General features: G+C 48.0%; 18 protein-coding genes. 8 read left to right on the forward strand and 10 right to left on the reverse strand.

Going from position 1 to position 25,107, the window contains the following annotated elements; translation table 11 throughout:
• Positions 1-219: 219 nt before the first annotated feature.
• From S2091_RS20705 to S2091_RS20720, 4 genes are all read right to left on the reverse strand, one after another.
• The gene (locus S2091_RS20705; RefSeq protein ID WP_105533873.1) at positions 220-1,353 is read right to left on the reverse strand and encodes a CaiB/BaiF CoA transferase family protein; all 1,134 of its coding nucleotides are present in this window, start codon (positions 1,351-1,353) and stop codon (positions 220-222) included.
• A gap of 44 nt (positions 1,354-1,397) precedes the next feature.
• On the reverse strand, positions 1,398-1,667 hold the full coding sequence (locus S2091_RS20710) for a hypothetical protein (protein WP_133166949.1): 270 nt from the start codon (positions 1,665-1,667) through the stop codon (positions 1,398-1,400).
• 68 nt (positions 1,668-1,735) lie between these two features.
• On the reverse strand, positions 1,736-2,791 hold the full coding sequence (locus S2091_RS20715; protein ID WP_243405517.1) for a formylglycine-generating enzyme family protein: 1,056 nt from the start codon (positions 2,789-2,791) through the stop codon (positions 1,736-1,738).
• A gap of 67 nt (positions 2,792-2,858) precedes the next feature.
• The gene (locus S2091_RS20720; protein ID WP_207769767.1) at positions 2,859-4,667 is read right to left on the reverse strand and encodes an arylsulfatase; all 1,809 of its coding nucleotides are present in this window, start codon (positions 4,665-4,667) and stop codon (positions 2,859-2,861) included.
• A gap of 161 nt (positions 4,668-4,828) precedes the next feature.
• Here S2091_RS20720 and S2091_RS20725 point away from each other — a divergent pair, with 161 nt between their 5' ends.
• The 8 genes from S2091_RS20725 to S2091_RS20760 all read left to right on the forward strand — a co-directional run bounded on the left by S2091_RS20725 (position 4,829) and on the right by S2091_RS20760 (position 17,117).
• Entirely contained in the window at positions 4,829-5,872 is a 1,044-nt protein-coding gene (locus S2091_RS20725) for an AraC family transcriptional regulator (protein WP_105533877.1), read from the forward strand.
• Positions 5,873-6,047: 175 nt separating this feature from the next.
• Complete coding sequence (locus S2091_RS20730) at positions 6,048-6,884, forward strand: HDOD domain-containing protein (protein ID WP_105533878.1); 837 nt, start codon at positions 6,048-6,050, stop codon at positions 6,882-6,884.
• Between the two features lie 105 nt (positions 6,885-6,989).
• A complete protein-coding gene (locus tag S2091_RS20735) occupies positions 6,990-9,116 on the forward strand; it encodes a prolyl oligopeptidase family serine peptidase (RefSeq protein WP_105533879.1) in 2,127 nt (708 codons plus the stop codon).
• Positions 9,117-9,271: 155 nt separating this feature from the next.
• Positions 9,272-9,799 carry an REP-associated tyrosine transposase gene (locus S2091_RS20740; RefSeq protein WP_105533880.1) on the forward strand — a complete coding sequence of 176 codons (528 nt, stop codon included), beginning with the start codon at positions 9,272-9,274 and terminating at the stop codon, positions 9,797-9,799.
• Between the two features lie 286 nt (positions 9,800-10,085).
• Complete coding sequence (locus tag S2091_RS20745) at positions 10,086-12,005, forward strand: DUF1302 domain-containing protein (protein ID WP_105533881.1); 1,920 nt, start codon at positions 10,086-10,088, stop codon at positions 12,003-12,005.
• A gap of 19 nt (positions 12,006-12,024) precedes the next feature.
• Positions 12,025-13,389: a DUF1329 domain-containing protein gene (locus tag S2091_RS20750; RefSeq protein WP_105533882.1), complete on the forward strand. Its 1,365-nt coding sequence runs from the start codon at positions 12,025-12,027 to the stop codon at positions 13,387-13,389.
• A 90-nt stretch (positions 13,390-13,479) separates the two neighbouring features.
• Complete coding sequence (locus S2091_RS20755; protein WP_105533883.1) at positions 13,480-14,676, forward strand: WD40/YVTN/BNR-like repeat-containing protein; 1,197 nt, start codon at positions 13,480-13,482, stop codon at positions 14,674-14,676.
• A gap of 2 nt (positions 14,677-14,678) precedes the next feature.
• Complete coding sequence (locus S2091_RS20760; RefSeq protein ID WP_105533884.1) at positions 14,679-17,117, forward strand: efflux RND transporter permease subunit; 2,439 nt, start codon at positions 14,679-14,681, stop codon at positions 17,115-17,117.
• A 763-nt stretch (positions 17,118-17,880) separates the two neighbouring features.
• Here the strand turns inward: S2091_RS20760 and S2091_RS24140 are convergent.
• The 6 genes from S2091_RS24140 to S2091_RS20795 form a co-directional block, all read right to left on the reverse strand.
• Entirely contained in the window at positions 17,881-18,030 is a 150-nt protein-coding gene (locus S2091_RS24140; protein ID WP_165795053.1) for a hypothetical protein, read from the reverse strand.
• 539 nt (positions 18,031-18,569) lie between these two features.
• Positions 18,570-19,355 (reverse strand): LytR/AlgR family response regulator transcription factor, encoded by a 786-nt coding sequence (locus tag S2091_RS20775; protein ID WP_105533887.1) that lies wholly within the window; start codon positions 19,353-19,355, stop codon positions 18,570-18,572.
• Positions 19,352-20,470, reverse strand: a complete 1,119-nt coding sequence (locus S2091_RS20780) for a sensor histidine kinase (protein WP_105533904.1) — start codon at positions 20,468-20,470, stop codon at positions 19,352-19,354. Before S2091_RS20780 ends, S2091_RS20775 begins: the two co-directional genes overlap by 4 nt.
• A 552-nt stretch (positions 20,471-21,022) precedes the next feature.
• The gene (locus S2091_RS20785) at positions 21,023-22,492 is read right to left on the reverse strand and encodes a purine-cytosine permease family protein (protein WP_105533888.1); all 1,470 of its coding nucleotides are present in this window, start codon (positions 22,490-22,492) and stop codon (positions 21,023-21,025) included.
• Positions 22,493-22,680: 188 nt separating this feature from the next.
• A complete protein-coding gene (locus tag S2091_RS20790) occupies positions 22,681-23,958 on the reverse strand; it encodes a glycosyltransferase (RefSeq protein ID WP_105533889.1) in 1,278 nt (425 codons plus the stop codon).
• A gap of 60 nt (positions 23,959-24,018) precedes the next feature.
• Positions 24,019-25,002 carry a GntR family transcriptional regulator gene (locus tag S2091_RS20795; RefSeq protein ID WP_105533890.1) on the reverse strand — a complete coding sequence of 328 codons (984 nt, stop codon included), beginning with the start codon at positions 25,000-25,002 and terminating at the stop codon, positions 24,019-24,021.
• Between the last annotated feature and the right edge of the window lie 105 nt (positions 25,003-25,107).

Raw genomic sequence — 25,107 nt, forward strand, 5'->3', positions numbered from 1 at the left:
GGAACGTTGCGGGGTAGGTGCAGGTCATTGCGATTAAAAGAGTGGTCTTGCGGATCGCTTTGATGGGATTTCAGGGAAGGGGGAGTGCGGAAGATATGCTGGAGATAAATGTATTGGTGTCGGGGTACCTTGATTGCTAGGAACTGAGTATACGAGCTAGTTTGAGAAGGGTACCCACAAGGGATACCCCTACAAAACTAAGCTTAGATTTGAATTTGCTCAAACCTCCGGAATCAATCGCTTAATTTCCCCCTCAGACAACCCAATAGAACGCAAAATTTCCACGCTGTGTTCGCCGCATTTTGGCACTGCACCAATAGCGCTAGCCGGCGTTGCTGAAAAACGCGGTGCCGGTGCTGCCTGCAATACGCCATTGTGTTCAGCATAAATACCGCGTGCCTGACTATGTGGATGCGCCATCGCTTCCCTGGGGTTAAGCACCGGAGCAAAACAGGCATCGCTTCCTTCCAGTAACTCAACCCAGTGCTGGCGTGGTTGCTGCATAAATAAAGCAGTCAACCGTTCGCGTAGCCGACCCCACAAACGTGGATCGTAGGGGGATTTGAAATCAGCATCTTCACCCAGACCTAGCTTGTTAAATAACAGCGCGTTAAATTGCGGTTCCAACGCTCCAATACTAATGCAATGCCCATCTGCACAAACATAACTGCCGTACCAATGCGGGCCGTCCAGCAGGCCGCGTCCACGCTCGAACGGTTGTTGTCCTGCTGCATGCGCAGACAGCAGTAAATTCATCAAATTGGCACTGCCGTCGACAATCGCGGCATCCACTATTTGGCCAGTGCCGCTGCGCTTGGCATTTAATATGCCGGCTAAAATTCCCATAGCAAGATATAGCGCGCCGCCACCCAAATCACCCACCAACGTCGGTGGTGCCATCGGTGCAGATCCGGGTGTGCCAGAGAACCATAAGGCGCCGGAGAGGGCGATGTAGTTAATGTCGTGTCCTGCCGCTTGCGCCAGTGGCCCAGATTGCCCCCAGCCTGTCATCCGACCGTAGACCAGACGTGGATTTGCATTAAGGCAGATTTCCGGCCCCAATCCTAAACGCTCCATTACTCCCGGGCGCATGCCTTCGATCAGTGCATCAGCGTCGCTGATGAGTTGCAGTACTGCGGCGATGGAAGCGGGGTCTTTCAGGTCTAATGCCAGAGATTTTTTGCCACGATTGACGATGGCGTTTTTACCCAGCGCCAACGGATCGTTTTTATTACTGCTGGGGCGTTCGATCAGAATAACTTCGGCACCCATGTCGGCTAATAACATGCCGCAAAATGGCCCCGGCCCTATTCCGGCAATTTCGATAATACGGATTCCGTCTAAAACACCCATGCTATTCCTTGAAAAAGTTTGTTCATTATTTGTGGTTCACAGCATCAAATTTTTACATCGCGTTTGCTCGCATCCAGCAGCGGTTTCCAGTGAAATAGGCCAAATATCAGCGTGAGTAAAATACTGGTGGAAAGTGGCCCTTTATAAAGGCGCAGATGCGGCATAAAAATCATCACTTCGATTACATGGGCAACCAGAAATAGTACCGTAATGCTTTGGCATGCGAGGGCTAAACCATGCGGTAAATCGACTACTAAACTTAGTGCAGCGCCGAGGTAGATAACTATGCAGGCGATTTTTAATAAAAAATACATGTGGTCTCCGTTGATGTTGTTGTGATTTTTTTGTGAATTATTAGCATTCGTATTGTCATTCATTCCGCTTATTGCGTTGCAATTTTTATGCTTTCCTGTTGGTTTTCTGCGGACAAAACCAGACGAAACCCAATGTGCGACATCGGGTTGGCAGGGTCAGCTCCGCGCCGTGCGCTGGGACGATAACTTTGGCAATAACTCTCGTCGCATAAAAAAGAACCGCCACGGATAACCCGTTTTGGGGCATTCGCGGGCGCATTACTATCTTCAGGATCAAAACTTTCTGCGGGGCCGGGTGGGTTTTGTACTACTCCGAACTCATTTTTCAACCCCTTTAATTGCTGGAAGCGGTCGGCGCGATAATAATCAGCCGTCCATTGCCAGACATTGCCCGTCATGTCATACAGCCCGTAGCCATTGGCCGGATAACTTTTAACTGCTTGCGTGCCGATTTGTGTTGTGGTGTGCGCTTCAGTTGCAACGTCAATGACAGGGAATTTACCTTGGTTGGGGAAAATATTCGTCATGGTTTTTCCTGCAGGTTTGAGCTCATTACCCCAAGCGTAGTCCGCTTGTTCTATGCCGCCTCTTGCCGCGTATTCCCATTCCACTTCGGTCGCTAATCGTTTGCCTACCCACTTGGCATAAGCTTGCGCGTCTAGCCAGGAGACTTGTACTACCGGGTAATTATTTTTTCCTGTTAAGTCACTGGCAGGCCCATTTGGGTGTTTCCAATTTGCTCCCGCTACATAAGTCCACCAGGCCGACCAGTCATTCAGTAGAATTGGCTTGGATGTACCGGTGAATACCATCGCACCTGCCACCAATACCGCATCATCTGGTTTTGGCGTGCCAGCAGGCAGTTGCACCCGCAATGACTCCCAATCTGGCTTGCGTTCCGCCGTTGTGATGTAACCCGTGGCGCGCACAAAGGCGGAAAATTGCGCATTCGTCACGTCACAACTATCCATCCAAAATCCAGACACGCGAGCTTTAAATACTGGTTGCTCGTTGGCTTTGGCGAGTTTGCTGGCGCTGCCCATTAAAAAGTCGCCAGCAGGAATCCAGACCATGCCGGTAGGCGGCGGTTTTCTTCCGTGCGAGAGCGAAGTGACTATGATCATGCTGCTTATTGCCAGCAATCCCAGTAAAATTTTTAGCAGTAAAGAGTTTTTCATGGATGAAGGCAGCTCAGGATTTTTTCGGTATCGTGGTATTCCGCTTGCGACGCCGGATCAAAAATAGTCCGGAAATTAACACAAACAGGCCGAATAAAATCTTAGGTAATGACGCTTTTAATTTGGGGATTAATACATGATGCACAGCGTATAACTGCCCCTGCGTGATGTAGTTATAACCGGCTGGCATCGGCAACACATGATTCGCCCGTGCGTAATTATCGTAATCGTTCTTCATGCTTTGAAATAATTGCGGCATACCTTGTTGCAGGTCATGCACTTCGCCGGGATCATTAGCAATATTGTAGAGATGCCACTGGCTATCGCCGACCGGCCCGAGGTTTTTTAAGAGTTTATAGTCGCCCTTAAATAAGGCAGCATTGCCAGACAATTCATAGCCTATCGCCTGATCCGCAGAATGAACCCGCATGGACTTTCCCTGCAACAGCGGTAGCATGCTGTTGCCGACCATGGGCTCGACAGTTTTACCTTGGTAATGGTCATCGTGCGGCTTAATCCCAGCTATATCCAACAAGGTCGGCACGATGTCGGTAACGTGGGCAAAGGTAGAGGAAATCTGATCCTTTTTCATATTGGGTACGCCACTGATGATGAGCGGCGTGCGTAACCCGCCTTCGCCAGCAAAAAATTTATAGGTACTTAACGGAGATGCGGCGGCGCTTGCCCAACTTGGGCCTATCGCATCATATGCGCCTTTGTCGCCGAGTCGGTCAAAGTCATTGGTGTAGTTCATGTACAGCCATAATTTGACTGACAAAATCTTATATGGATCGGTTGGTTCGGCACCGTTGTCGGACAGAAAAACGAACACGGTATTATCAAATTCTCCAGTCTGTTTCAGGTGCTCCACAAAGCGCCCAACATGGTAATCCATGGCTTCAGCCATCGCTGCATAGACTTCCATCCGACGTGCATCATATTTTTTTTGCTCAGGACTTAGTGTATCCCAATTGGCGGTGCTGGCCATGGTCACCATCTCGGTATCTTTTGGTATCAGGCCCATTTCCGCAGCACGATTGCGGCGTGCCGTGCGTAATGCGGTCCACCCGTCTTTATAAACACCTTGGTATTTATCAATAAACGAACGCGGTGCTTGTACCGGAATGTGGTTGGCCTGAAAACCTAAATAGGCAAAGAACGGTTTTCCGTTTTTTTTATCCGTAGCAATGTAATCAATCGCCTTGTCGACGATGAATTTAGACGAATAATAATCTTCCGGCAACGTAGCGGGTTTGCCCTGTTCAAACCAATACGCTTTGTCATACAAAAATATGTAAGGTCGGTTTTCCCAATTGTCGGAACCGCTATCGGCTTGAATAAACGAGCGCTCAAAACCACGTTGCGGCGGTAGTTCGCCCGGTTCTTTGCCCAGATGCCATTTGCCGGTGATATAGGTGTGATAGCCGTTGTCCTTAAGCATGGTCGCCAAAGTAACTGCGTCATCATTTAATGTGCCCTTATAACCGGGTTTGCCCTGATGTTCGAATGGCATGGTTTCCGGCATATTGCCCATGCCATTACGGTGATTATCAACCCCCGTTAATAACATGGCACGCGTGGGTGAGCAGGACGCGGCGACATGGAAATTAGAAAACTTAAGCCCTTGTTTTGCCAAGTTATCTATATTTGGCGTGGCTATTTCACTACCGAAAGCACCGACATCGCTAAAACCCCAGTCGTCAGCCACCAATATGACGATATTCGGCTGTGCTTTTGTACCAGTTGCATGGCTGAAAGAGAACATTCCTACACTGAAGATGAGTAGCGTAATGCGACAAACGACGGATATTTTGTTTTTCACGCGCTGTTCCATTTATAGCGATTAATCACAGGTTGATAATAGAAAGATCGGAACACACTCACAGGTCTTTGTAGCTAAAACACTGGTCTTGCGGATTATATTTATTGACCTGAGGCAATGGTGGTGGAAGAATAGCTTGGTCTATTTAATTCAAGAACCCCATGGCAATCGCAAAACCGGAGGCACAATTACCAGCCAGTGAGACGACCACTATTGGTAGCTATTGTCTGGTGATTGCTAAGGCGCTCGAATCTTGTGGTGTAGATAGCGCACGGGTATTTCGTGCGGTAGGCATTCCAATTGAATTGTCGACCGACCCGCTAAGTCGCTTGCCGACCGAAACACTCACCAAGCTGTATCGGGCTTGTGTGGAGGTGACGAATAACCCGTATTTCGGTTTAATTGTCGCAAAATTAATTCAAGCTAATAATCTTCATGCGCTGGGCTATGCCTTGGCATCGAGTTCCACATTAATGGATTTTTGTCAGCGCTTGGAACGTTACTTCCGGCTTGTTTCGCAAGCGGCCAGGGTGAGCATTAGTACGGTTGATGACAAGGTGTTTCTGCGTTGTGAGTTGTTGACGGAGGTTTGTGGTGAAACCGAAGACGCTTTTTTTGGGTTTTTGGTCTTAACGATGCGCTCGCTGTATAAGCCCACATTTAACCCGATACGAGTGGAACTGTGTCATGCAATGCCGTTGGAAGGCGCGGGTCCTTACGAAGCATTATGTTGCTCACCAGTCACTTTTTCAAACAAGGTCGGGCTGTTAGTTTTTAATAAAGCAGACCTTGAGCAGCAGTTGGATGGCTCGTGTCCGGAGCTGGCGCAAATGAATGACCACATCGCCACTCAATATCTGGCACGCATTGATAAAGGTGACGTTGTCACGCGTGTTATACAAAAAATTATTGAATTTTTACCATCCGGGGAATGCAGCCGTGAAAAAGTGGCCGATGCGCTGTGCATGAGCCCGGCCACGATGCAGCGTAAATTATCGCTGCGCGACGCTAAATTTCAACAACTGCTGGACGACACACGCAAGGAACTTGCTTGCAGTTATGTACAACAACCTTCGCGCTCCATGACCGAAATCACGTTCTTGCTGGGATTCACCGATTCCAGTAATTTTACGCGTGCCTTCAAACGATGGACCGGTACTTCCCCGACGCACTTTAAATCGTCAATGTCAGTAGAAGAAATCTAAGCTTAGCTATCCCTGTCTTATCGGTAATAGCATTTAATAATTGGAAAAAAAAGATCAAAAAGTAAATGATCTAAATTTCTTCTGTAGGATAATAAGTTACTGGAAAAAGGCCAGATATTGCTTGATTGGATAGCAGAAAATTGATTAAATAAATGCTCGAAACCGGAGAATGACTATGGACAGACTTGAAGCCTTTCGCAGTATTGCAGCGCAAGCCAGCCGGGGAGAGATATCGTTCTCGGCTAACATCAATGCCACGTTAAAAATTAAGCAATTACTGGATGACCCAGATGCCCACTTAGCAAGTGCAACCAAGCTTGTGCTTGCTGATCCCCTTTTCTCTGCCCGCGCAGTGGCCGTCGCTAACTCCGTTGCCTACAATCGCACTGACACCAAAATCACCAATGTCACGACGGCTGTGATGCGCTTAGGGTTTGCTACATTACGATCGCTTGCGATGTCGCTCATCGTTCGCCAGATGAATGATGGGTTTTCCAATCCAGTCATTCGGAAAAAATCAGCCGAACTCTGGGAGCACACCGCACGTGTTGCTGCGTTAGCGCAAGTCATCGCCCGCCGTATGACCAAAGTTGACCCTGATGCAGCACTGTTCGCCGGTATTGTGCATGAAGTGGGCGGATTCTATTTGTTATCGCGTGCTGAAGAGTTCCCCGGTTTGCTGGATGGTGAGCTCGAAGGTTGGATGGAGTATGGTGAAAAAATCATCGGACGAGGCGTGCTGAAAGCACTTGAAATACCGGAAACAATTTGCGAAGCAATCGAACAAGTCTGGGTTGGGGTGGGTGCGCAACCTCCGGTGACCTTAGGTGACGTTCTCACTCTGGCGAATGATCTGGCCGGTACGTTTTCTCCATTGCAATCGCCAACCGAATTGGCAATCCGTGATACCGATTCGCAGTTTGATTTCAGAATCGGTGACGAAACATTGACGTCGATCATTGAGGACGCAGCGGAACAGATCGAGTCGTTGAGAGTAGCGCTGCTTGGTTGAGAGCATTAATTTAGCGTTGATTAGCTGTTGTTGCTCATCATCGATTGATTTTGAAAAAAGTTTTTGTATACCGGTTTTTTACTCATTATTTAAAAATTTACCCCAATGAAAAAACAAATTATTCACCGATTTTTTTATATTTTACTTAGCGTTATCAGCGTCACATCATCAGCATCACCTTCCGTAGCACCGTCATCAAATGATCCTTATTTATGGCTAGAAGACATTGATAGCGTTCGCTCGTTGAAATGGGTTACTCAGCAAAATGACATTACCAAAGACCGTCTATCATCTTTGCCCGGCTATACTGATCTGTACAACGACGCCCTCAAAATTCTCACCTCAACATCTCGCATTCCACAAGTCGAACAACATGGCGCCTATTTTTATAATCTTTGGCAGGATCAGTTACATCCACGCGGTTTGTTCCGGCGTACAACCCTTGCTGAATTAAGTAAGCCCGATACGCAATGGGAGTTACTGATTGACATTGATGCGCTCTCCAAATCCGAAGGCAAACTTTGGGCGTTTGGCGACGCTATTTTCCTTGCGCCTGAAAACAAACGCTGCCTGATTTCTCTGTCGCCAGGTGGAGGCGACGCTTCTGAAATCAGAGAGTTTGATGTTGAAGCTAAGCAGTTTGTTTCAGACGGATTTACTCTTCCTGCCGCAAAGTCACATGTGAGTTGGCGTGATGCTGACACCTTGTATGTCGCAACTGATTTTGGCCCTGGCTCACTGACAAAATCGGGCTACCCCCGCATTGTGAAAGTATGGCAGCGTGGCACCGCTCTCGCGAATGCTCCTACGTTGTACGAAGGAGATGAAAATTCCATGACTGCCAGCGCCGGAGTCGTGAAAATACATGGTGAGAAACAGATAGATGTCCTGACTGAAAATCTGACTTTTTGGAACAGCAAGGTCAGCCTGATCGTTGATGGAAAACTTCAACCGCTTGCATTACCTGCTACTGCAAGCATCCACGGCGGGTATCATGGCCGCTTAGTCATTTGGCTCAAAGAAGTCTGGGTAGTGAATGGCCGAACTTACCCTGCCGGTGCTGTTGTGCTGGTTGATCCCCATGCTTCACTTGAAAAGCCCGGCGCGATCGAGCTGGTTGTGGCTCCTGATGCACACTCGAATGTCATCGGCGTGGTAACGACACCGAATGGCCTGCTGGTTTCCACGCTGGATGATGTACGCGGGCGGTTAAATCGCTACACGCTCGGCACAGCCGGTTGGGAGCACGTGAAAGTTCCGTTTCCGGATAATGGTTCACTTGAAGTGAAATCAGTTGATGATGACACTGGCGACGCGATCGTACAGTTTCAAACTTTTCTCACCCCGCCATCGTTGTACTTTGTTGCAGCCGATGGTAAATCGATTAATCTGCTCAAGCAGCAAGCAGCGAGTTTTGATGGAAGCAATTTTGAAGTGACTCAGCACTGGACGAAATCGTTAGATGGCACGCAGATACCGTACTTTGTCGTTGCATCAAAAAATATCAAGATGGACGGAAAAAATCCAGTCTGGATGTTTTCCTACGGCGGATTTGAAAACTCCCTGACACCCAGCTACTCGGGATCGTATGAAGATTTACACGGTGCCTACGGCAAATTATGGCTGGAACGCGGCGGGGTTTTTGTGCTGGCCAATATTCGTGGCGGTGGTGAGTTTGGACCGACCTGGCACACTTCTGCACTGAAAGAAAATCACGTTAAAGCCTTTGAAGATTTTGAAGCGGTAGCCGCCGACCTGTCTAGAAGTAAACTTTCTTCACCGGTGCACATCGGCATTGAAGGCCGCAGCAACGGTGGACTTCTGGTTTCCGCTACGATGCTGCGACACCCTGAACTTTATGGCGCGGTTGTATGCGGCAATCCACTTATCGACATGCAGCGCTATAACAAACTTCTCGCTGGTGCGAGCTGGGTAGGCGAATATGGCGACCCTGACGTGCCGGAACAATGGGGCTATATAAGCAAATATTCACCCTACCAAAATCTCAAATCCGGTATGAAATTACCGCACGTCATGTTTTATTCAACTACTCGCGACGACCGCGTTCATCCTGGTCACGCAAGGAAAATGGCTGCGAAAATGGAAGCCATGAACTATCAAATAGAGTATTTTGAAAACGTCGAAGGCGGACATCATGGGCCGGTAGTGACGGAACAATTGGCAACGCGTATTGCGCGAACTTACTCATTTCTTTGGCAGCATCTTCAATAAATAGTTGGGATGCAATCGTAGGTTGGGATGAATCGTAGGCTGGGATGTAATCCCAGCATCTGTGAATGTATAAGCTGGGATTGCATCCCAGCCTACCACTGGCGTCCACTGTCGGTTCTTGAGTTTGGTATGCAATCCCAGCATATAATCATCCGATGCGAATTTACACACGATCCCGGATACCGGGCGCCACGTATTTTTTCACCGTGAATTTAGCTGAGCGTCAAGGTAATGACCTGCTCGTAAAACATATTGATGCGTTGCGCGAAGCATTCCGGGTAACGAAGAAAACACATCCTTTTGTGATTGAGGCCATGGTGGTATTGCCTGATCACTTGCATTGTCTATGGCGCTTGCCGCCAGATGACAGTGACTACCCGAAGCGCTGGCGTTTAATCAAAGCACATTTCTCTCAAATGCTCGCGTGTGGGGAATTCATTTCTGCTAGCCGAAAGAAGAAAGGTGAGCGAGGCATATGGCAAAGACGTTATTGGGAGCATGTGATTCGAGATGAACGAGACCTTCACAATCATCTCGATTATATTCACTACAATCCAGTTAAGCATGGGCATGTTTTGAGAGCTATTGATTGGCCGTACTCTTCATTTCATATCTATGTGGTGCGAGGTCACTATCCAGCGGATTGGGCTGCCCCATCCAATTTAGATCGTAGGCTGGGTTGAAAACCCAGCTTATACACATCACAGCCTACGATTGCATCCCAGCTTACCAACCACGTCCACTTATCCCACCGTCAGAGCCTTATTGTTTTTAACACGCCAGCTGTTAAAACCTGTTTAAAAAATAATTCACATGTGTAGTTTTCGGTTGGATGACCAGCGATTGTCTGGAAATGACAAGCGCAAAGTCGTACACCTGCCGACAATCAGTGTCAGGAAATCGCATAAGAATTTCCAATGTCAGGCACGAAATGATGAATTCATTTTATAAATAATAATAGGGGACAAAATGATTGATTTAGGAAAATCAGGCAAGCAACGCCAGTTGTTGCGCTTAAAGCCACGGGTGATGGCGCAGGCATGTAGCGTTGCGTTGATGGCGCTCAGTGTTGGCGGTATTAGCTATTCATCGACGGCGTTTGCCGATGCATTTACTCTTGATAATGGCGATCAGGGGCAATGGACGGCCGATATGTCGTTAGGGAATACCTGGCGCACCATGAACGCTAACCCAGCTCTATATAGCAAGCCTTACGGCGGTACGGCCGGTGACGGCAATCAGGATGGCAATCTTAACTATGGCAAGGGTGATTCGGTTTCGACGCCATTTACCATTAGCGGTGAGCTTCAATTAAAACACGATACCTTTGGCGTCGTGTTGGGTCTCAAAGCATGGTACGACTACACTCTTGAACACAAAACCGTGCCGATTGGTTCTGCTGCAAACGGTTTCATTGCCAACTCTAAATTAAACGATAGTAATTACGCGCCCCTCTCTAAATTTTCCGGTGTGGCGGTCAATAACGCCTATCTGTTCAATACTTTCTCTACCTTCGATGACAAGCCACTAACGATCAAATTGGGCGACCAGGTTGTCAATTGGGGGGAGAGTTTATTCATTCCCGGGATGAATCAGTTCGGCGCTTTTAATCTGGGTGCGACGCACGAACCCGGCGCGACGGTGAAAGATATTTTAATTCCGATTCCACAAGTCAGTGCCAACTGGGGTTTGGGTGGCGGTTTGAGTGTGGAAGCGTTCTATCAGTTTGTGTGGATTCCGAATGTGGCACCCGGTTGCGGCACATTCTTTTCCCCAAGTGATGTGTACAACTGCGGCAATGCTACGACACCTTTATTGGGCGATGCAATCGGTAATCAATATACCCAGCTGACCGGTTCACCACTGTTACATGGCATTAATTTTGGTGTTTCGTCGTTGCCAGAAAAAGATCCGAAAAGCAGTGGGCAAGCTGGTATCTCATCGCATTATTTTGCATCCAGTATCAGCACTGATTTCGGTGTGTATTTTGCGCGCTATAACCAACGCACGCCGGACTTGAGTATCTCCAATACGCCTAGCAATAACCCGCTGTCTATTTACTCCGGGAATTACACGGGTAAGTTAGGCGCTAAGGCTGGTGTCGCTAATTTCTTGTCGCCCTTGACGGCGTATTGGGATTACTCAGCAACCGATATTCAGGTAGCTGGACTTTCAGCGGCAACTGAAGTGGGTGGTTGGTCATTGGCAGGTGAAGTCAGCTACACCAAAGGCTTGCCCGTGCAAATTAACCCGGCCGATCTGGTAGTTGGTGAGCAATTGGGTAAATTATTTGGGCCGTTGGCTGGGCCGCTTTACAAAATGGGAAGCTCTCCATCCAATAGTGAAATTCAAGGCTATGACTTGCACAATAAGTCGCAGTTGCAAATGAATACCACCAAAGTCTTGTCGCAAGTGATTGGTGCAGAATCGCTGACGTTAGTGGGTGAGGTCGGTATGCAGCACTGGAGCGGTATTGGCGACCCGAATGATCCTGCATCGATCCGTTATGGTCGTGCCTTTTTGTATGGTTTCGCCACCAACAATGCCGCGGTGTGCGCGAAGTTGAATCCGAATCCAGCCTACTGTGCCGCCAACGGGTTTGATACGAGTTCGGCGTGGGGCTATCGCATGCAGGCCGAGTTGAGTTACCCGAATGCGCTTGCGGGTTGGAACCTGAAACCTCGCGTGTTTTGGTCGCAAGACGTACGCGGTACTTCCGGAGATGGTATTTTTTTACAAGACCGGGAAACGCTGGGTTTAGTTTTACGTGCTGATTACCTGAATAAATACTATGCGCAGATCGCCTACACCACCTATAACCATCATGCGATCTATGACCCGATGAATGACCGCGACAACATATCCGCTGTTATTGGCATTCATTTTTAATTAATCAGGAGACGACATAATGAAAAAAAATCAAACGACCAGCAAAGCACTGGTCACGCTGGCGGTGCTGGCTTGTTTTTGCAGTGCCTCATTTAATGCTTTGGCCGGTATGGCGGCAGCGGATGCAGATCGTTTAGGTAAAGACCTGACACCGATGGGCTCGGAAAAAGCAGGAAACAGTAATGGCAGTATTCCAGTTTGGGATGGCGGCATTGCTAAGGCACCAGCCGGTTTTGATGCTAAAGCAGGTTACCTTGATCCGTTCGCAAATGAAAAACCTTTGTTCACTGTTACCGGCGCTAACATGCAGCAGTACAAGGACAAATTAGCGCCCGGTCAAATGGAAATGCTCAAGCGTTTTCCGGATTATAAAATCAATGTTTACCCTAGTCACCGGACTACTGCCTATCCGCAAAACGTCTATGACAGTATTAAAACCGAAGCCACTAAAATTGAATTAGCCGAAGGTGGCAATGGCATTAAAAATGTCACGCATTCAACCGTTCCATTCCCGGCACCAAAGAGCGGCATTGAAGTGATCTGGAACCATCTGCTGCGTTATCGCGGCGGTAGCATTCAGCGGTTTAGCACGGAATTTCCTGTGCAGGCGAATGGTGCATTTACACCTGTGACGCGCTCTGAAACCTTGGTGCTGGCACAGGCGATGACGAACCCAGAGCCAAATCGGCTGCTTTATTTTATGGGTTCCATCACCGGGCCGTCGAGCGTTGCGGGTGAGTCGTTATTAGTCATTGACCCGATGGATCAGGTTAAAGAGTCACGTCAGGCCTGGGTTTATAACCCCGGCCAGCGTCGGGTGCTGCGCGCGCCTGATATTTCTTATGATTCCCCCGGCACAGGTGCTGATGGCTTACGTACTACCGATGACTATGATGGTTATAACGGTTCACCTGACCGTTATGACTGGAAGTTAATCGGTAAAAAAGAAATGTTCATCTCTTACAATAACTACAAACTCACTAGTAAAAATGTGAAGTATGTCGACATCATTCGTCCCGGCCATACCAATCAGGAGATGGTGCGTTACGAGCCGCATCGGGTGTGGGTCGTGGAAGCAACCCTGAAAAACGGGATGCGCCACATTTATGCCAAGCGTACTTTTTACATAGACGAAGACAGCTGGCAGATTGCACACGCAGATGCTTATGACGGACGTGGCGAATTGTGGCGTGTGCATGAGTTGGCTGCCGTGCAGTATTACGATGCGCCAGCGCCTTGGTTTGCTTGTGAAACTATTTATGATTTACAGGCGCGCCGCTATTTGGTGACAGGTTTGTCTAATCAGGAAAAGCCGATCAAGTTCGGTGCCAACATTCAAGCCAGTTATTTTACTGCTGATAATTTGCGTCGTATTAGCAATTAAAAAAACGTGTTTGATGATTAAGTGCCCTTCGTGTTTGAAGGGCACTGGCACATGCGAGCACTGCATAGTGCTTGCAAATAAGGATGGCAAATGAATGCAATTATGCGGCGACAGAGCCGGGCAGTATTGCTGGCAGTCGGTATGCTGCTGGCGGTGGAATCAGTAAGTGCGGCACATGCAGCACCTGATCCGTTGGAGCACCCTGCAGCGACTTCAGACAGAGCAGCAAGAGCCATGTTGTTAAGCGTGACAACGGCGGGTAAAAGGCTGGTTGCGGTCGGTGAGCATGGCGTCATCGTCTATTCAGATACACAGGGAAAAAACTGGGTTCAGGCCAAGGTTCCCGTTTCAGTAAGTTTGACGGTAGTGTTTTTTAGTGACGCCAAAAACGGTTGGGCAGTTGGGCACGATGGCGTTGTGTTGCGTAGTCAAGATGCCGGGCAACACTGGGAGAAACGTTTCGATGGTAACCAAGCCAATGCATTGATGCTGGCTGAGGCAGAAAAAAAATTAACCAGCATTCGCGGTGAACTTGAAAGCAAGCCTGGCGATGCGGATAAGGCGACTTCTCCTGCGCTGGAAGCCGCACAAAATACACTCGCCGATATTCAGGCTGGTGCAAAATTCGGACCTTCACGGCCATTATTGGGAGTCTGGTTTAAGAATGCTGACGAAGGTTATGTGGTTGGTGCATACGGCCAATTCTTTCATACGCTGGATGGTGGCCTGCATTGGGAATCGCTGGCTAACCGCATCAATAACCCGGACGGCTTGCATTACAACGCGATTTCAGCAACGCCAAGCGGCGCTTTGCTGATTAGTGGTGAAGGCGGAAAAATTTATCGTTCCGAAAATCAGGGTGAAAGCTGGCAAACACTGGATAGTGGTTATAAGGGCCAATTGTACGGCGCACTTGGCATCACCCATGCTGGCTCTGAAGAGCAGCTGTTAGCGTTTGGTTTTGGTGGGCATATTTTGCTTTCTAATGCGGATAAACCAGCAGGCGGATGGCAAGAATTAGCAATCATCACCAATAAGAATTTGATCGGCGGCTCACAAACATCCGATGGCAGTGTGTGGCTAGTTGCGCAGGACGGCAGTGTGTTGCGTAGTAATGAGCATGCTCAACATTTTACTATCGTGCAGCAGGGAACTGGGTTGCTGATTGCAGGCTCCGCTGTGTTGAAGGAAGAAGCAGGGTATGCGGAAGTTGCGGTAGCTGGGATGGGCGGTGTGCACTTAATTAGCATCGATTCGGGCATTAACATGTCAGGGAAATTGAAATAATCATGACAATCAATTTAACTTTACTTGAAGTAGTTAACGGTGAGAATAAAACTCTAACCCAAACTCAAGCTCAAATTAAGCCGCAACCGCAATTGCATCCCAAGCTCGGTCTGGTGGAACGGTTTATTGAACCTATTTTGTTTAACTTCCGTTTGCCGGTGTTGATTTTCTTTTTATTGGCATCGATTTTATTTGCGTATGAAGCAGCACAGTTACGACCTGACGCCAGTTTTCAAAAAATGGTGCCGATCTTTCATCCCTACATCGCCAACTACTTAAAATACGAAAATGAATTACGGCCACTCGGTAATGTGGTGCGGATTGCTGTGGAAAATAAAAACGGGGATATCTACAGCAAAGAATATCTGGACACACTGAAAAAAATTACCGACGAAGTGTTTTATGTGCCGGGCGTTGATCGGGGTAACCTGAAATCACTGTGGACCCCGAATGTGAACTGGATGGAAGTTACCGAAGCTGGAATGACCGGCGGGCAGATCATCCCACAAGGTTTTGACGGTACGCCAGAAAAAATTGAACAGGTACGCACCAACATAGTTCGCTCAGGCCGCATTGGTAGTTTAGTGGCTGCTGACGGACATTCAACGATAGTTCTGGTTCCGCTGTTGGAAACGGATCCAGACACGGGCGCCAAGCTGAACTACGGTCAATTTTCTGAACGGCTAGAAACTCTGATTCGGCAAAAATATGAAACCAAGGATATAAAAATCCACATCACCGGCTTTGCCAAAGTGGTTGGCGATTTGATACACGGGGCTAAAGCAATTGGCGTATTTTTTGCGATTGCTTTTGTGTTGACTATTCTGTTGTTACTGGCTTATTCGCGCTGCTGGCGTAGTACGTCAGTCACTATTTTGTGTTGTAGTCTGGCGGTAATCTGGCAGCTGGGAATTGTGCGAATGCTGGGTTTCGGCCTGGATCCGTATTCTATTCTGGTTCCGTTTCTGACCTTTGCTATCGGCGTCAGTCATGCCGTTCAAAATATTAATACCATGGCCGCGGCGCGTCTTACTGGCAGCTCGAATGTGGACACGGCCAAACTCACTTTTCGCCAGTTATTTATTCCCGGTTCGGTGGCCTTGTTATGCGATGCAGTCGGATTCTCAACATTATTGGTGATTAAAATCGGTGTTATTCAGGAGTTGGCGATCAGCGCCAGCATCGGTGTGGCCGTCATCATCCTGACTAAAATGTTTCTGTTGCCGATATTGATGTCGTATGTCGGCGTCTCGGATGCGTGTTTGCGCCATCAGGCAAAAAAACAGGGTAGCCAGCATCGTGCAGCGCATTTTTTATCACGCTTTGCCGAACCTCGTTTTGCCTGGGTGGCGGTGCTCGGCGCGGCTTTGTTACTGGGTGTTGCGTGGAATATCAGTCGTGATCTTAAAATTGGCGACCTGGATGCCGGTGCGCCGGAGTTGCGCCCTGACTCACAATACAACCGCGACAACGCGTATATCAGCGCCCATTACTCAACCAGTCCAGACGTATTCGTAGTGATGGTCAAAACACCTGCTAATGAATGTGGCAGCTATCCAGTGGCCGAAGTAGTGGATCGGTTTCAATGGGAGATGGAGCAGGTCGCCGGAGTGGAATCAACTACGTCGCTATTCTCCGGAATGAAGAAAGTGATCGCCGCAACCAATGGTGGCGACTTGCGCTGGCAGGCATTATCGCGCAACCGGTTTGTGTCGAATGCGGCACACCGGATGCTGCCATCGGAGTTGTACAGCAATGACTGTTCCATGTTGCCAGTGCTGATTTTTTTGACTGATCATAAGGCCGACACTTTGACGCGGATAGCCAAAGCGGCGGAGAATTTTGCTGCGGCCAATAACGATGCAACGGTTCAATTTTTACTGGCAGCGGGGAATTCCGGTATCGAAGCGGCCACCAATAAAGTGATCAAACAGGCCGAGCCGCAGATGTTGATGTTGGTCTATGGAATTGTGGCCTTGCTTGTGCTGTGGGAATTCCGCTCTTGGCGGGTGACGCTGTGCATTATGCTGCCGCTGTATATTACTTCCGTTCTATGTGAGGCGATTATGGCTAAATTAGGGCTTGGGGTGAAAGTGGCGACCTTGCCGGTGATTGCGCTGGGAATTGGTATCGGTGTTGATTACGGTATTTATATCTACAATCGCATCCAGCACTTTTTAGATCAGGGTTTGTTGTTGAAAGCCGCCTATTTTGAAACACTGAAAAGCACTGGTGCTGCGGTCGCACTCACGGGCGTCACCTTGTCGCTTGGCGTGTTGACGTGGGTTTGGTCGGATATTAAATTTCAGGCCGATATGGGATTGCTACTGACCTTTATGTTCTTGTGGAATATGGTCGGGGCGATTGTGATGATACCGGCGTTGGCGGCACTGCTGGTGCCGCAACGGCCGGGTTTAATATCGTTAAAGCGAATCACATAAGCAGAACAATTTGGTTTGTCTGCCGCGTTAATAGACGAAATTACGATTAAAGGCGGGAAAATTGAGCGGAAAATTTTAATGTTTATCCTGTACAGCGCGTGGCTTAAACACCATACGTCGATGCGGTGATGGAATTGTAACTGTTATCTGTATTGTTTCTGACGGACAGCGTAATGGGAAGCGGACATTGATTGGCATGGAATCCCAGCATCAACGGTTGTAATGCTGGGTTTTCAACTTAGCCTACCGCGCTCGGATGAATTAGATCAACATCATTATTACTTCACGTTGCGCCACGGGTTACTCTGATTTTTTACATAATGATTGTAAACATAGGACCAAGGCATAGCGATATAGACGAGCACTACGCAGCTGACATTAATAACATTAGGTATTAGCGAGTCGTCCAGAGTTCCAGATAACCATAGCGGCAGGGGTATGAGGATGAGCCACACGGTTTTCCAGATCAATTCCCACATAAGTATTGGTAGTAACTGCAAGGGGTATCGTAGCCCAAGTATGCAAAGCAACCAAAATGCAACCAACATACAGGTCGTCACTCCGTGAAAAAACTCCCAGGGCTTTGTATGGGTAAAAATTTGTGGCACTACCAGCATTCCCAGTCCGATAACAACAAATAAATACAAGGCGCGTAATACGTAGAGGCGAAATAGAGAAACTTCATTCATTTTATTTACTCTTTCAATTTTTTTGCGATACGGTTTCGGTAGATTACCTAGGTGTTTTCAATTGTTCTTCAGCGTCAGTGTGTGACTTCGGCATATTTCTTTGCTTTGATAAGCGCAGTGTATTCGTGCCCGTATGCTGATTGCATGCCAAACGCTGGTAGCAACAGCAGCACTGCAACAGCAGATCCTTCAACGATGGTTTGGTGATCAGAAAAGATATTCATAGAAAATTTCCTAAATAAATGAATGGTGAAAAGGAAGCCCAAGCGATGTAAAGAAGTTCAAACTATCAGCAAAACACTAAATCTATTAATGAGGATTTCTCTTCAACTTACAATCGATAATGGAGTGTGCCTTTTTGCGGATGGCGCTATCAATCAAAAAGCGATGGCTTACGGTCTGATACCCATGAGTTACAGGAAAACTGGCTTGAAATACAAGGGGCTTGTTCAAAGAAACCTGCCCTTAGATAATTTTCAACTATCGCTAGACAGTAGTCATGAGCAATAATGCCGGCAACTTCGCTTTCATTTGGTCGAGTGATGTCAGGCGATGATGAACCGGGTTGAGTATGGGGAGTTGTGAAGGAGGTTTAGCGATTTAACGCGTCGCCTGTACGTAATCGATTTTTGGAGACCTATTATCGAATTTTTTGAGCTGACAGGCTGAGCGGAATGTTAAAGAATAGCGCACTGAGAATGCGCCAAAGCTGGATAGATCAATGACGGCGTCAGTCGCCATTGAATTCAAAATAGAGAGGAATTTACATCTGCTTGAAGTGGTGCAAATAGCTACGGCTAACTGACAATTTCTCTGAACGCCCTTTCATGTAAACAGATGCCGTCTCGTTCTCACCGCGCGTAACATGGCTGACCATATTCATATTCACAACCACTGAGCGATGCACTTGAATAAAATGCGTGCCATCGAGTTGGTCTAGCAGTTCCTTAAGTGAAGTGCGTATCAGTGCTTCACCCGCTTTGCCATCAGCTCCACGCCAGGCGATTAATGTGTACTTTTCGTCCGAACGCAAATAGTCAATATCCGCAACCGAAATCATTCGCAGCGACTGCCCGACTAACGCTTTAATCCAACGCAAGGGTTCTGGAGCTGCCTTTTTTTGCAGGCGAGCCTCCAATTTGTCGAGTAAGACCTCGATGTCCGGTGCTTCCTGTGTCGTGCCGAGGCGTTCACGCACTCGCATTACGGTGTCGGCCAGCCGCGCCGGATCAACTGGTTTCACTAAATAATCCAAGGCACCTTGCGCAAATGCTTCCACCGCATAGTCGTTATAGGCCGTGACAAATACTATGTGCACACCTCGACCAATCTGGCGCGCCGCTTCCACACCCGAAATGCCCGGCATATGAACATCGAGAAAACAAACGGTTGGCTTGTGTGCCTGGTATTGTTCAACCGCTTCTCGTCCGTTACGAGCCTGCGCCACGATTTCTAATTCAGGCCAGGCTTGGGCAAGCATGCGCGTCAAGGAGCTGCGCAGCAAAGGTTCGTCGTCAGCGATTAATGCGGTAGGACGTGCTGAAGTCATGATTTACTTCCCGATACTAGAGATTCAAATTGAGCCGGAAAATTGAGTTCGGCGTTAAAGCCGTGAGGGACGCGCGCAGTCAGGCTAAGCTGTGCGTCACCGGAAAATACTAACTGCATACGTTCACGCAGATTTGTCAATCCAGTACCTAATCCCTTGCTCCCTTGATTGCCGTGGGCATCTTGTGCAAGTCCAATACCTGTGTCACTGACTTGAGCTAGACAGCGTCCGTCTTTCAGTCGTACAGTGACGTCAATCTGCCCGCCGTCTTCACTGGGATCAATGCCGTGACGCACTGAGTTTTCCACCAGAGTGAGCAAAGACATTGACGGACATTGAATCTTTAACGCTGCTTCGTCAACATCAATTGAAAACTGCATTCGATCTGGCATACGCATATGCATCAGTTCGAGATAGGCCCGCACAAGCTCCAACTCTCGCCCCAGAGTGCTGGACGCGTTATTCAAATTCGGAACGGCAGCGCGCAGGTAGGCGATCAGGCTATTCAGAACCGCTGAAGCCTGCGGTGAACCAGAATCAACCAATTCACGCACATTTGCCAACGTATTGAACAGGAAATGTGGCTCCACTTGTGTCTGCAACAAACGCAGACGCGAATCGAGCGCGTCGCGTGCGAACTCACTCCGCTCCAGTTCAAACGACAGCGCCTGTCTCTGTGCATGGCCATTAATATGGCGATACAGCGCAGACATCGCGATCCATGGAGAGACTAACAGGCCTACAGCAGTCAAGAGACCAAAACCAAGCATCTTTTTGTCATCAAGAGACCAAACGGCAGGGGTGGAAAACGTGGTTAACGAATAGATAAATACCGTCGCGAATGGCACAACGATCGCGACTGCGGCAACTTGTAACACCCATCGTGCCAACCAGAGCGGCAAACGTTGTGGCCACCGTTCAAACAAACCATAAATCAACAATTGGACTAAACCAACGAACAGCAGCCGAAACAGAAGCAAGACCCATGACGATTGGAAAATTGGCAACCAGATCAGGCCGACAACTACGCTAACAATCAATACGACACGCACACGGCGCCAACCCATTAGAGGTTGTGGCTTTGGAAATGAAGGGGCTGACACTGAGCTATTCATGATCGGGATCATTTCAATATATTAAGGAATTGGCGCTCAGAATGGGGCTTCAAAGCGATAAAAAAAGCAAGGAATGAGGCAAGTTACACTGCTTATAAGACCTTAGGTGCTTCCAGTAGACGGGCAACGCTCTGATCTACCTGGCACACGCTATACAGCGATGAAATGCAGTGGCAAGGAGATTAAACGAACGACTTAGAAAGACATTAAGCTATAAAACACCGGCCGAAATATTTTATCAATCTGTTACATCGATCATTTGAATCTGCCGCCGTTTTGCGTCAGTCACCAACGCACAAGGGCCGAAAAATCTTGTAAGTATCTCAGCTAATTATTTCTTAAAGACAATAATTTATAAATTGAAAAATAGCAATTATATTTTTTGAAAATTAAGATGAGCTGCAATTAACGCCGGGCGCGAGTAGGGAGGGCTGTAAATTTAATCGGTCATTGATAAGTGCTTCAGTATTGCACTTGGTGTGAGGGTGTTATGGCGCTAATGGTCAACGAAAAAACACCGCAGACCATAGCGCCAATTGATGCCGAACTTAGTTAACTCGCTTGTAATTCACTGCCTTCAAAAACGGCTTCATCAACACAAACAGCATCCGGCAGAATGAGTTTTTCAGGAATCTCATAAGGCCATTTCTTCATGGCGAAGTAATACAAAATTCCAGGAATGACTAATCCAATAATCCATGAAATATCGGTATCACCTAAATGCGCGACCATCGGCCCGGTATAAAATCCGGTTGCCAAAAACGGCATTTGAATCACAACACCGATCACGTATGTGCTGATGCCGATTTTATTCCATGCACCATAGCGGCCATTGGGATCTGATAAGGCTTTTAGGTCATAGCGGCCTTTGGTGACCCAATAATAATCCACCAAATTGATCGCGCTCCAAGGGGTGAAGAACGCGAGTAAAAACAAGATGAATGATTTGAAAATGGTTAGGAATGAGTATTGCCCCGCTAGTGCTAATCCGGTTGCTAGTCCGACCATGGAGAAAATATAGATAAAACGTACAACGGGGGAGATCTGTCTGTTGCCCCTAAATCCGCTCACAATCGTCGCTATCGACATAAAGCTGCCGTAAGAGTTGAGTGTGGTGGCAATAATTTTTCCGAAAATAATGCTGAAATATAAAAAACTGGCAATGATACCGGTGCCTCCTAAGCTGACGATGTAATTCAGTTCGTTGCCGGCGAATTGTTTACCTGCTAAAGCAGCTGCAAATACGCCTAGAGTCATTGATATTTGTGTGCCAAGAACTGAGCCGCCACCCACTGCCAAAAATGTTTTTATTGGTGAAATAGTGCTTGGCAAATAACGCGAATAATCAGCCACGTAAGGGCCATAAGCAATTTGCCACGAAGCCGATAAGGAAATCGCCAGTAAAAAATGTGCGAGCGTGAAGTGGCGGTTATTCATCAGCAGTTCAGTTAAATTAAATTGCATTACTAAAGAGCTGAATAAATAGACGAAGGCAATAATGCCGATGACGCTGGCCGCGCGGCCGATTAGGTGAATTAAACGGTAGCCAAATAAAGTCAGCACCACGATTAACGCGCCGAATAATAAAATGCCGGTGCTGTTCGTTGTATCGAGTAACTTGGCGATTGATTGGCCGGCTAATACCGTCCCGGTAGCAGAAAATCCGACATACAGAACGCAGACTAAAACAATCGGTATGACCGCGCCATATACGCCGAATTGAACGCGGCTGGAAATCATTTGCGGCAAGCCCAAATGCGGTCCTTGCGCGGCGTGTAGCGCCATGACGCTGCCGCCAAGTATCTGCCCGATCAATAATCCAAATAAAGACCAAAATACATCACCACCAAGTACAACCGCCAAAGCGCCGGTGACGATGGCGGTGATTTGTAAATTGGTGCCAAACCACAGTGTGAATTGGCTCAGTAAGTGCCCGTGTCGTTCCGATTCAGGGATGTAATCAATAGATCGGGTTTCGATCAGTGATTTTTTTTGCGTGTTGCCGCTGCTGTCTAGTGCCATAACATGTCTCCGTTTTGTTGGTAATTATTTTATGACTTACGCAAAACCGCCCCAGCGGCGTTGTGCTTTCCTTGCCGTACTAAAGTACTGTCTGCGTCGGCACTCCTTGCTGGAACAATTTTGCGTAAGTCCTTTAATTTTGATTGGCAAGAATCTGCGATAAATGTGCTGAGTTTGATTAATACATCCTATTCTTTAATTGCATGCAGAATCGCGGCGGCGGCCACCTGGGCACCATTAGACGCTTGCATGTGTTTGGCATTTAATTGCAGGCGTTTGTGCATAGCCTGATCGTCGATCAATGCAGTGATTGTTGCCCGCAATTGTTCGTCACTCCATTCATAGCGCGGCAGGTGTTTTCCAACGCCGGTTTCTTGCGCTCGTTGTGCGTTGTCATGGCCGTCCCAGCAGTAGGGCATGATGAGCGACGGCACGCCGAAGTAGAGCGCTTCGCAAAAACTGTTGTTGCCGCCATGGTGTATGAATAGCTGCGTTTCACGTACCACGGAAGGTTGTGGGAACCAGCTATCCAGATAGACATTGTCTGGCGTGGTTTGATAATGCTCGCGCCAGCTGCCGACATTGATGATGAAGCGGTATGGCAGCGTGGCAAAGACCTGGATCATGCGTTCGAATAGTTCAATGTCCATCGCGCCTAAACTACCAAAACTGGTGTACACCAAAGGCTTGTCATTGTGTGATGCGAAGCGTGGTGCGTGCCATGGAACTTCTGTGCGAACACAGCCTTCCAGGAAGATAAATTTGTCAGGCATTAATGGGTTCTGGCGCTGATGGCGTAGAATTTTTGGCGCCAGCAGTAAATTAAGCCACGGCGAAGTTTCCATGAATTCATCGTTTTGAAACGGTGCTAAATCGCAGGAGCGCAGAAACGTCATATAACGTTCATGGATAGGTGCGATTGCGCTGGCGTAGTGCTCGCTAAACTGTTCCCAGTCAGCGCGGTCTTTGCTTGCACATCCTGATAAATAAGGTGGAATATCCGGGTCGGTTATTTCTGTTTCGGCGCAGGAGACTACCCGCACCCAAGGTATGCCGGAATTTATTACTGCAGGAAATGCGATGACGTTATCAACCACAATGGCAGCAGGTTTTAAGCGGCTTAGCAATTGGCGTAACGGCACCTCAATACGAATGACGGACGCAACCACCGCTTCCCAGGTTGGCGCTATGTAGCTATCGATCTGCTCGAAAGCAGAAGTGCGAAAGGCCTCGCGATGTTGTTGTACAAATTTGGTCCAGTCTATATTGCCCGCATCATCCGACTCTTGCTCCGTAAATAAGCGATATTCCGGAAAGCCATATTCTGCGAAGACGCCATGAAAACCCGGGTGGCAGATGAAGACCGGGCGGGCACCTTGTTTGAGTAATTCTTGAGCTATGCCTAAACAGTTTAAGGCAGCGCCGTAGCTGGCTTCAGGGAAGAGGGCGATGGTTTTTTCAGTCATTTTGTTCAATTTGGCCTTTTGGGGTTTATTGGTAGCTAATGTGGCTTATGCAGCTTATGTTTAGGCGCTCATCGTTTGCGGCATCGGAGGAATACTGCGTCCAACTACCCGAGGCCGGCCAAAACTTAGTAGACGTAAATGCGCGCGCATCAAGTCAGCTGCAAGCTCCATTTGATTGCGCTCGATTTGTTCAATGATGTGCAAAAGTTCACGTACCGACTGACGCATTCTGAAAATATTGGTCCCACCGCCAGCAGTGACATTACGACGGCGTAGGTGATGATTAAGCAGCGCATCCTGGAAAAAAGGGTTGCTGCAAGCGCGTGCGATCATGATGTGAAACTCGTAATCCAAACGCTCTGCCAACTGAATATCAAAATTTTCCTCGGCTATCTGCTCCAGAGCTTCAAGCGATTGGCGCATACCAGCCAGCGTAACGGGATCTGCTTTGAATCCAGGCGAAAGCAGCGCCGCAGGTTCCATCAGTATCCTGAATTCATAGCTTTGGGCGGTTGCCTCACTCCCTACAACCATCGGTTTAAAAAGCCAGCGCTGACCCGCTGCGCGTTCAACAAACTGTTCTTCAAGCAGTCTTTGTAACGTATTTTGTACCGTTAGTCTACTTGCCTCGTATCTGCGTTGAAGAGCTGCCAGGGTTTGCGAGGTCGGGATTCTACGAGCCGCAAGGTCATCAAGTATTGCTTTGAATAACTCGTCTTCTTCGGTCTGTGGAAGGTCGCTGATCTGGCCGGTTGATGTGTCTGAAATATTGCTCATTCGGTAGCCACCGTCTGGGTCAATGGTGGCAATCCCTTGTTCTGCAAGTAGTTGCAAAGCCCGTCGAATCGGCGTTCTTGAAACATTGCACTGAATAGCTAGCAGCTGTTCCGGCATCCGGTCGCCCGCATTAAGTCCCGCGTTAATCGCTACCTCATAAACGCGCTGCGCCAACTCAACATGGCGTTGACGAAGTGGTTTTGCGGTGTTGGGACGTGCTTCGGTTGGTGTGTCTGACTTTGGCAAAAGAGCTGGTTTTTCTTTCATGATGTGTATTTTTTGCCTCAATAAGTGTGTTCATGTAGCAACAATAATAAATTACTGTTGGAGTTTTTTTAAAAAATAGTACAATCAAAAAAAGTAAATTGATGG

This window comes from Solimicrobium silvestre, assembly GCF_002976435.1.
GTDB classification, from domain to species: domain Bacteria; phylum Pseudomonadota; class Gammaproteobacteria; order Burkholderiales; family Burkholderiaceae_D; genus Solimicrobium; species Solimicrobium silvestre.

Excerpts from the sequence above, each read along its gene's own strand:
- S2091_RS20705 (WP_105533873.1), bottom strand. The coding sequence starts at position 1,353 with ATGGGTGTTTTAGACGGAATCCGTATTATCGAAATTGCCGGAATAGGG.
- S2091_RS20710 (WP_133166949.1), bottom strand. The coding sequence starts at position 1,667 with ATGTATTTTTTATTAAAAATCGCCTGCATAGTTATCTACCTCGGCGCT.
- S2091_RS20715 (WP_243405517.1), bottom strand. The coding sequence starts at position 2,791 with ATGATCATAGTCACTTCGCTCTCGCACGGAAGAAAACCGCCGCCTACC.
- S2091_RS20725 (WP_105533877.1), top strand. The coding sequence starts at position 4,829 with ATGGCAATCGCAAAACCGGAGGCACAATTACCAGCCAGTGAGACGACC.
- S2091_RS20730 (WP_105533878.1), top strand. The coding sequence starts at position 6,048 with ATGGACAGACTTGAAGCCTTTCGCAGTATTGCAGCGCAAGCCAGCCGG.
- S2091_RS20735 (WP_105533879.1), top strand. The coding sequence starts at position 6,990 with ATGAAAAAACAAATTATTCACCGATTTTTTTATATTTTACTTAGCGTT.
- S2091_RS20740 (WP_105533880.1), top strand. The coding sequence starts at position 9,272 with ATGCGAATTTACACACGATCCCGGATACCGGGCGCCACGTATTTTTTC.
- S2091_RS20745 (WP_105533881.1), top strand. The coding sequence starts at position 10,086 with ATGATTGATTTAGGAAAATCAGGCAAGCAACGCCAGTTGTTGCGCTTA.
- S2091_RS20750 (WP_105533882.1), top strand. The coding sequence starts at position 12,025 with ATGAAAAAAAATCAAACGACCAGCAAAGCACTGGTCACGCTGGCGGTG.
- S2091_RS20755 (WP_105533883.1), top strand. The coding sequence starts at position 13,480 with ATGAATGCAATTATGCGGCGACAGAGCCGGGCAGTATTGCTGGCAGTC.
- S2091_RS20760 (WP_105533884.1), top strand. The coding sequence starts at position 14,679 with ATGACAATCAATTTAACTTTACTTGAAGTAGTTAACGGTGAGAATAAA.
- S2091_RS24140 (WP_165795053.1), bottom strand. The coding sequence starts at position 18,030 with ATGAATATCTTTTCTGATCACCAAACCATCGTTGAAGGATCTGCTGTT.
- S2091_RS20775 (WP_105533887.1), bottom strand. The coding sequence starts at position 19,355 with ATGACTTCAGCACGTCCTACCGCATTAATCGCTGACGACGAACCTTTG.
- S2091_RS20780 (WP_105533904.1), bottom strand. The coding sequence starts at position 20,470 with ATGAATAGCTCAGTGTCAGCCCCTTCATTTCCAAAGCCACAACCTCTA.
- S2091_RS20785 (WP_105533888.1), bottom strand. The coding sequence starts at position 22,492 with ATGGCACTAGACAGCAGCGGCAACACGCAAAAAAAATCACTGATCGAA.
- S2091_RS20790 (WP_105533889.1), bottom strand. The coding sequence starts at position 23,958 with ATGACTGAAAAAACCATCGCCCTCTTCCCTGAAGCCAGCTACGGCGCT.
- S2091_RS20795 (WP_105533890.1), bottom strand. The coding sequence starts at position 25,002 with ATGAAAGAAAAACCAGCTCTTTTGCCAAAGTCAGACACACCAACCGAA.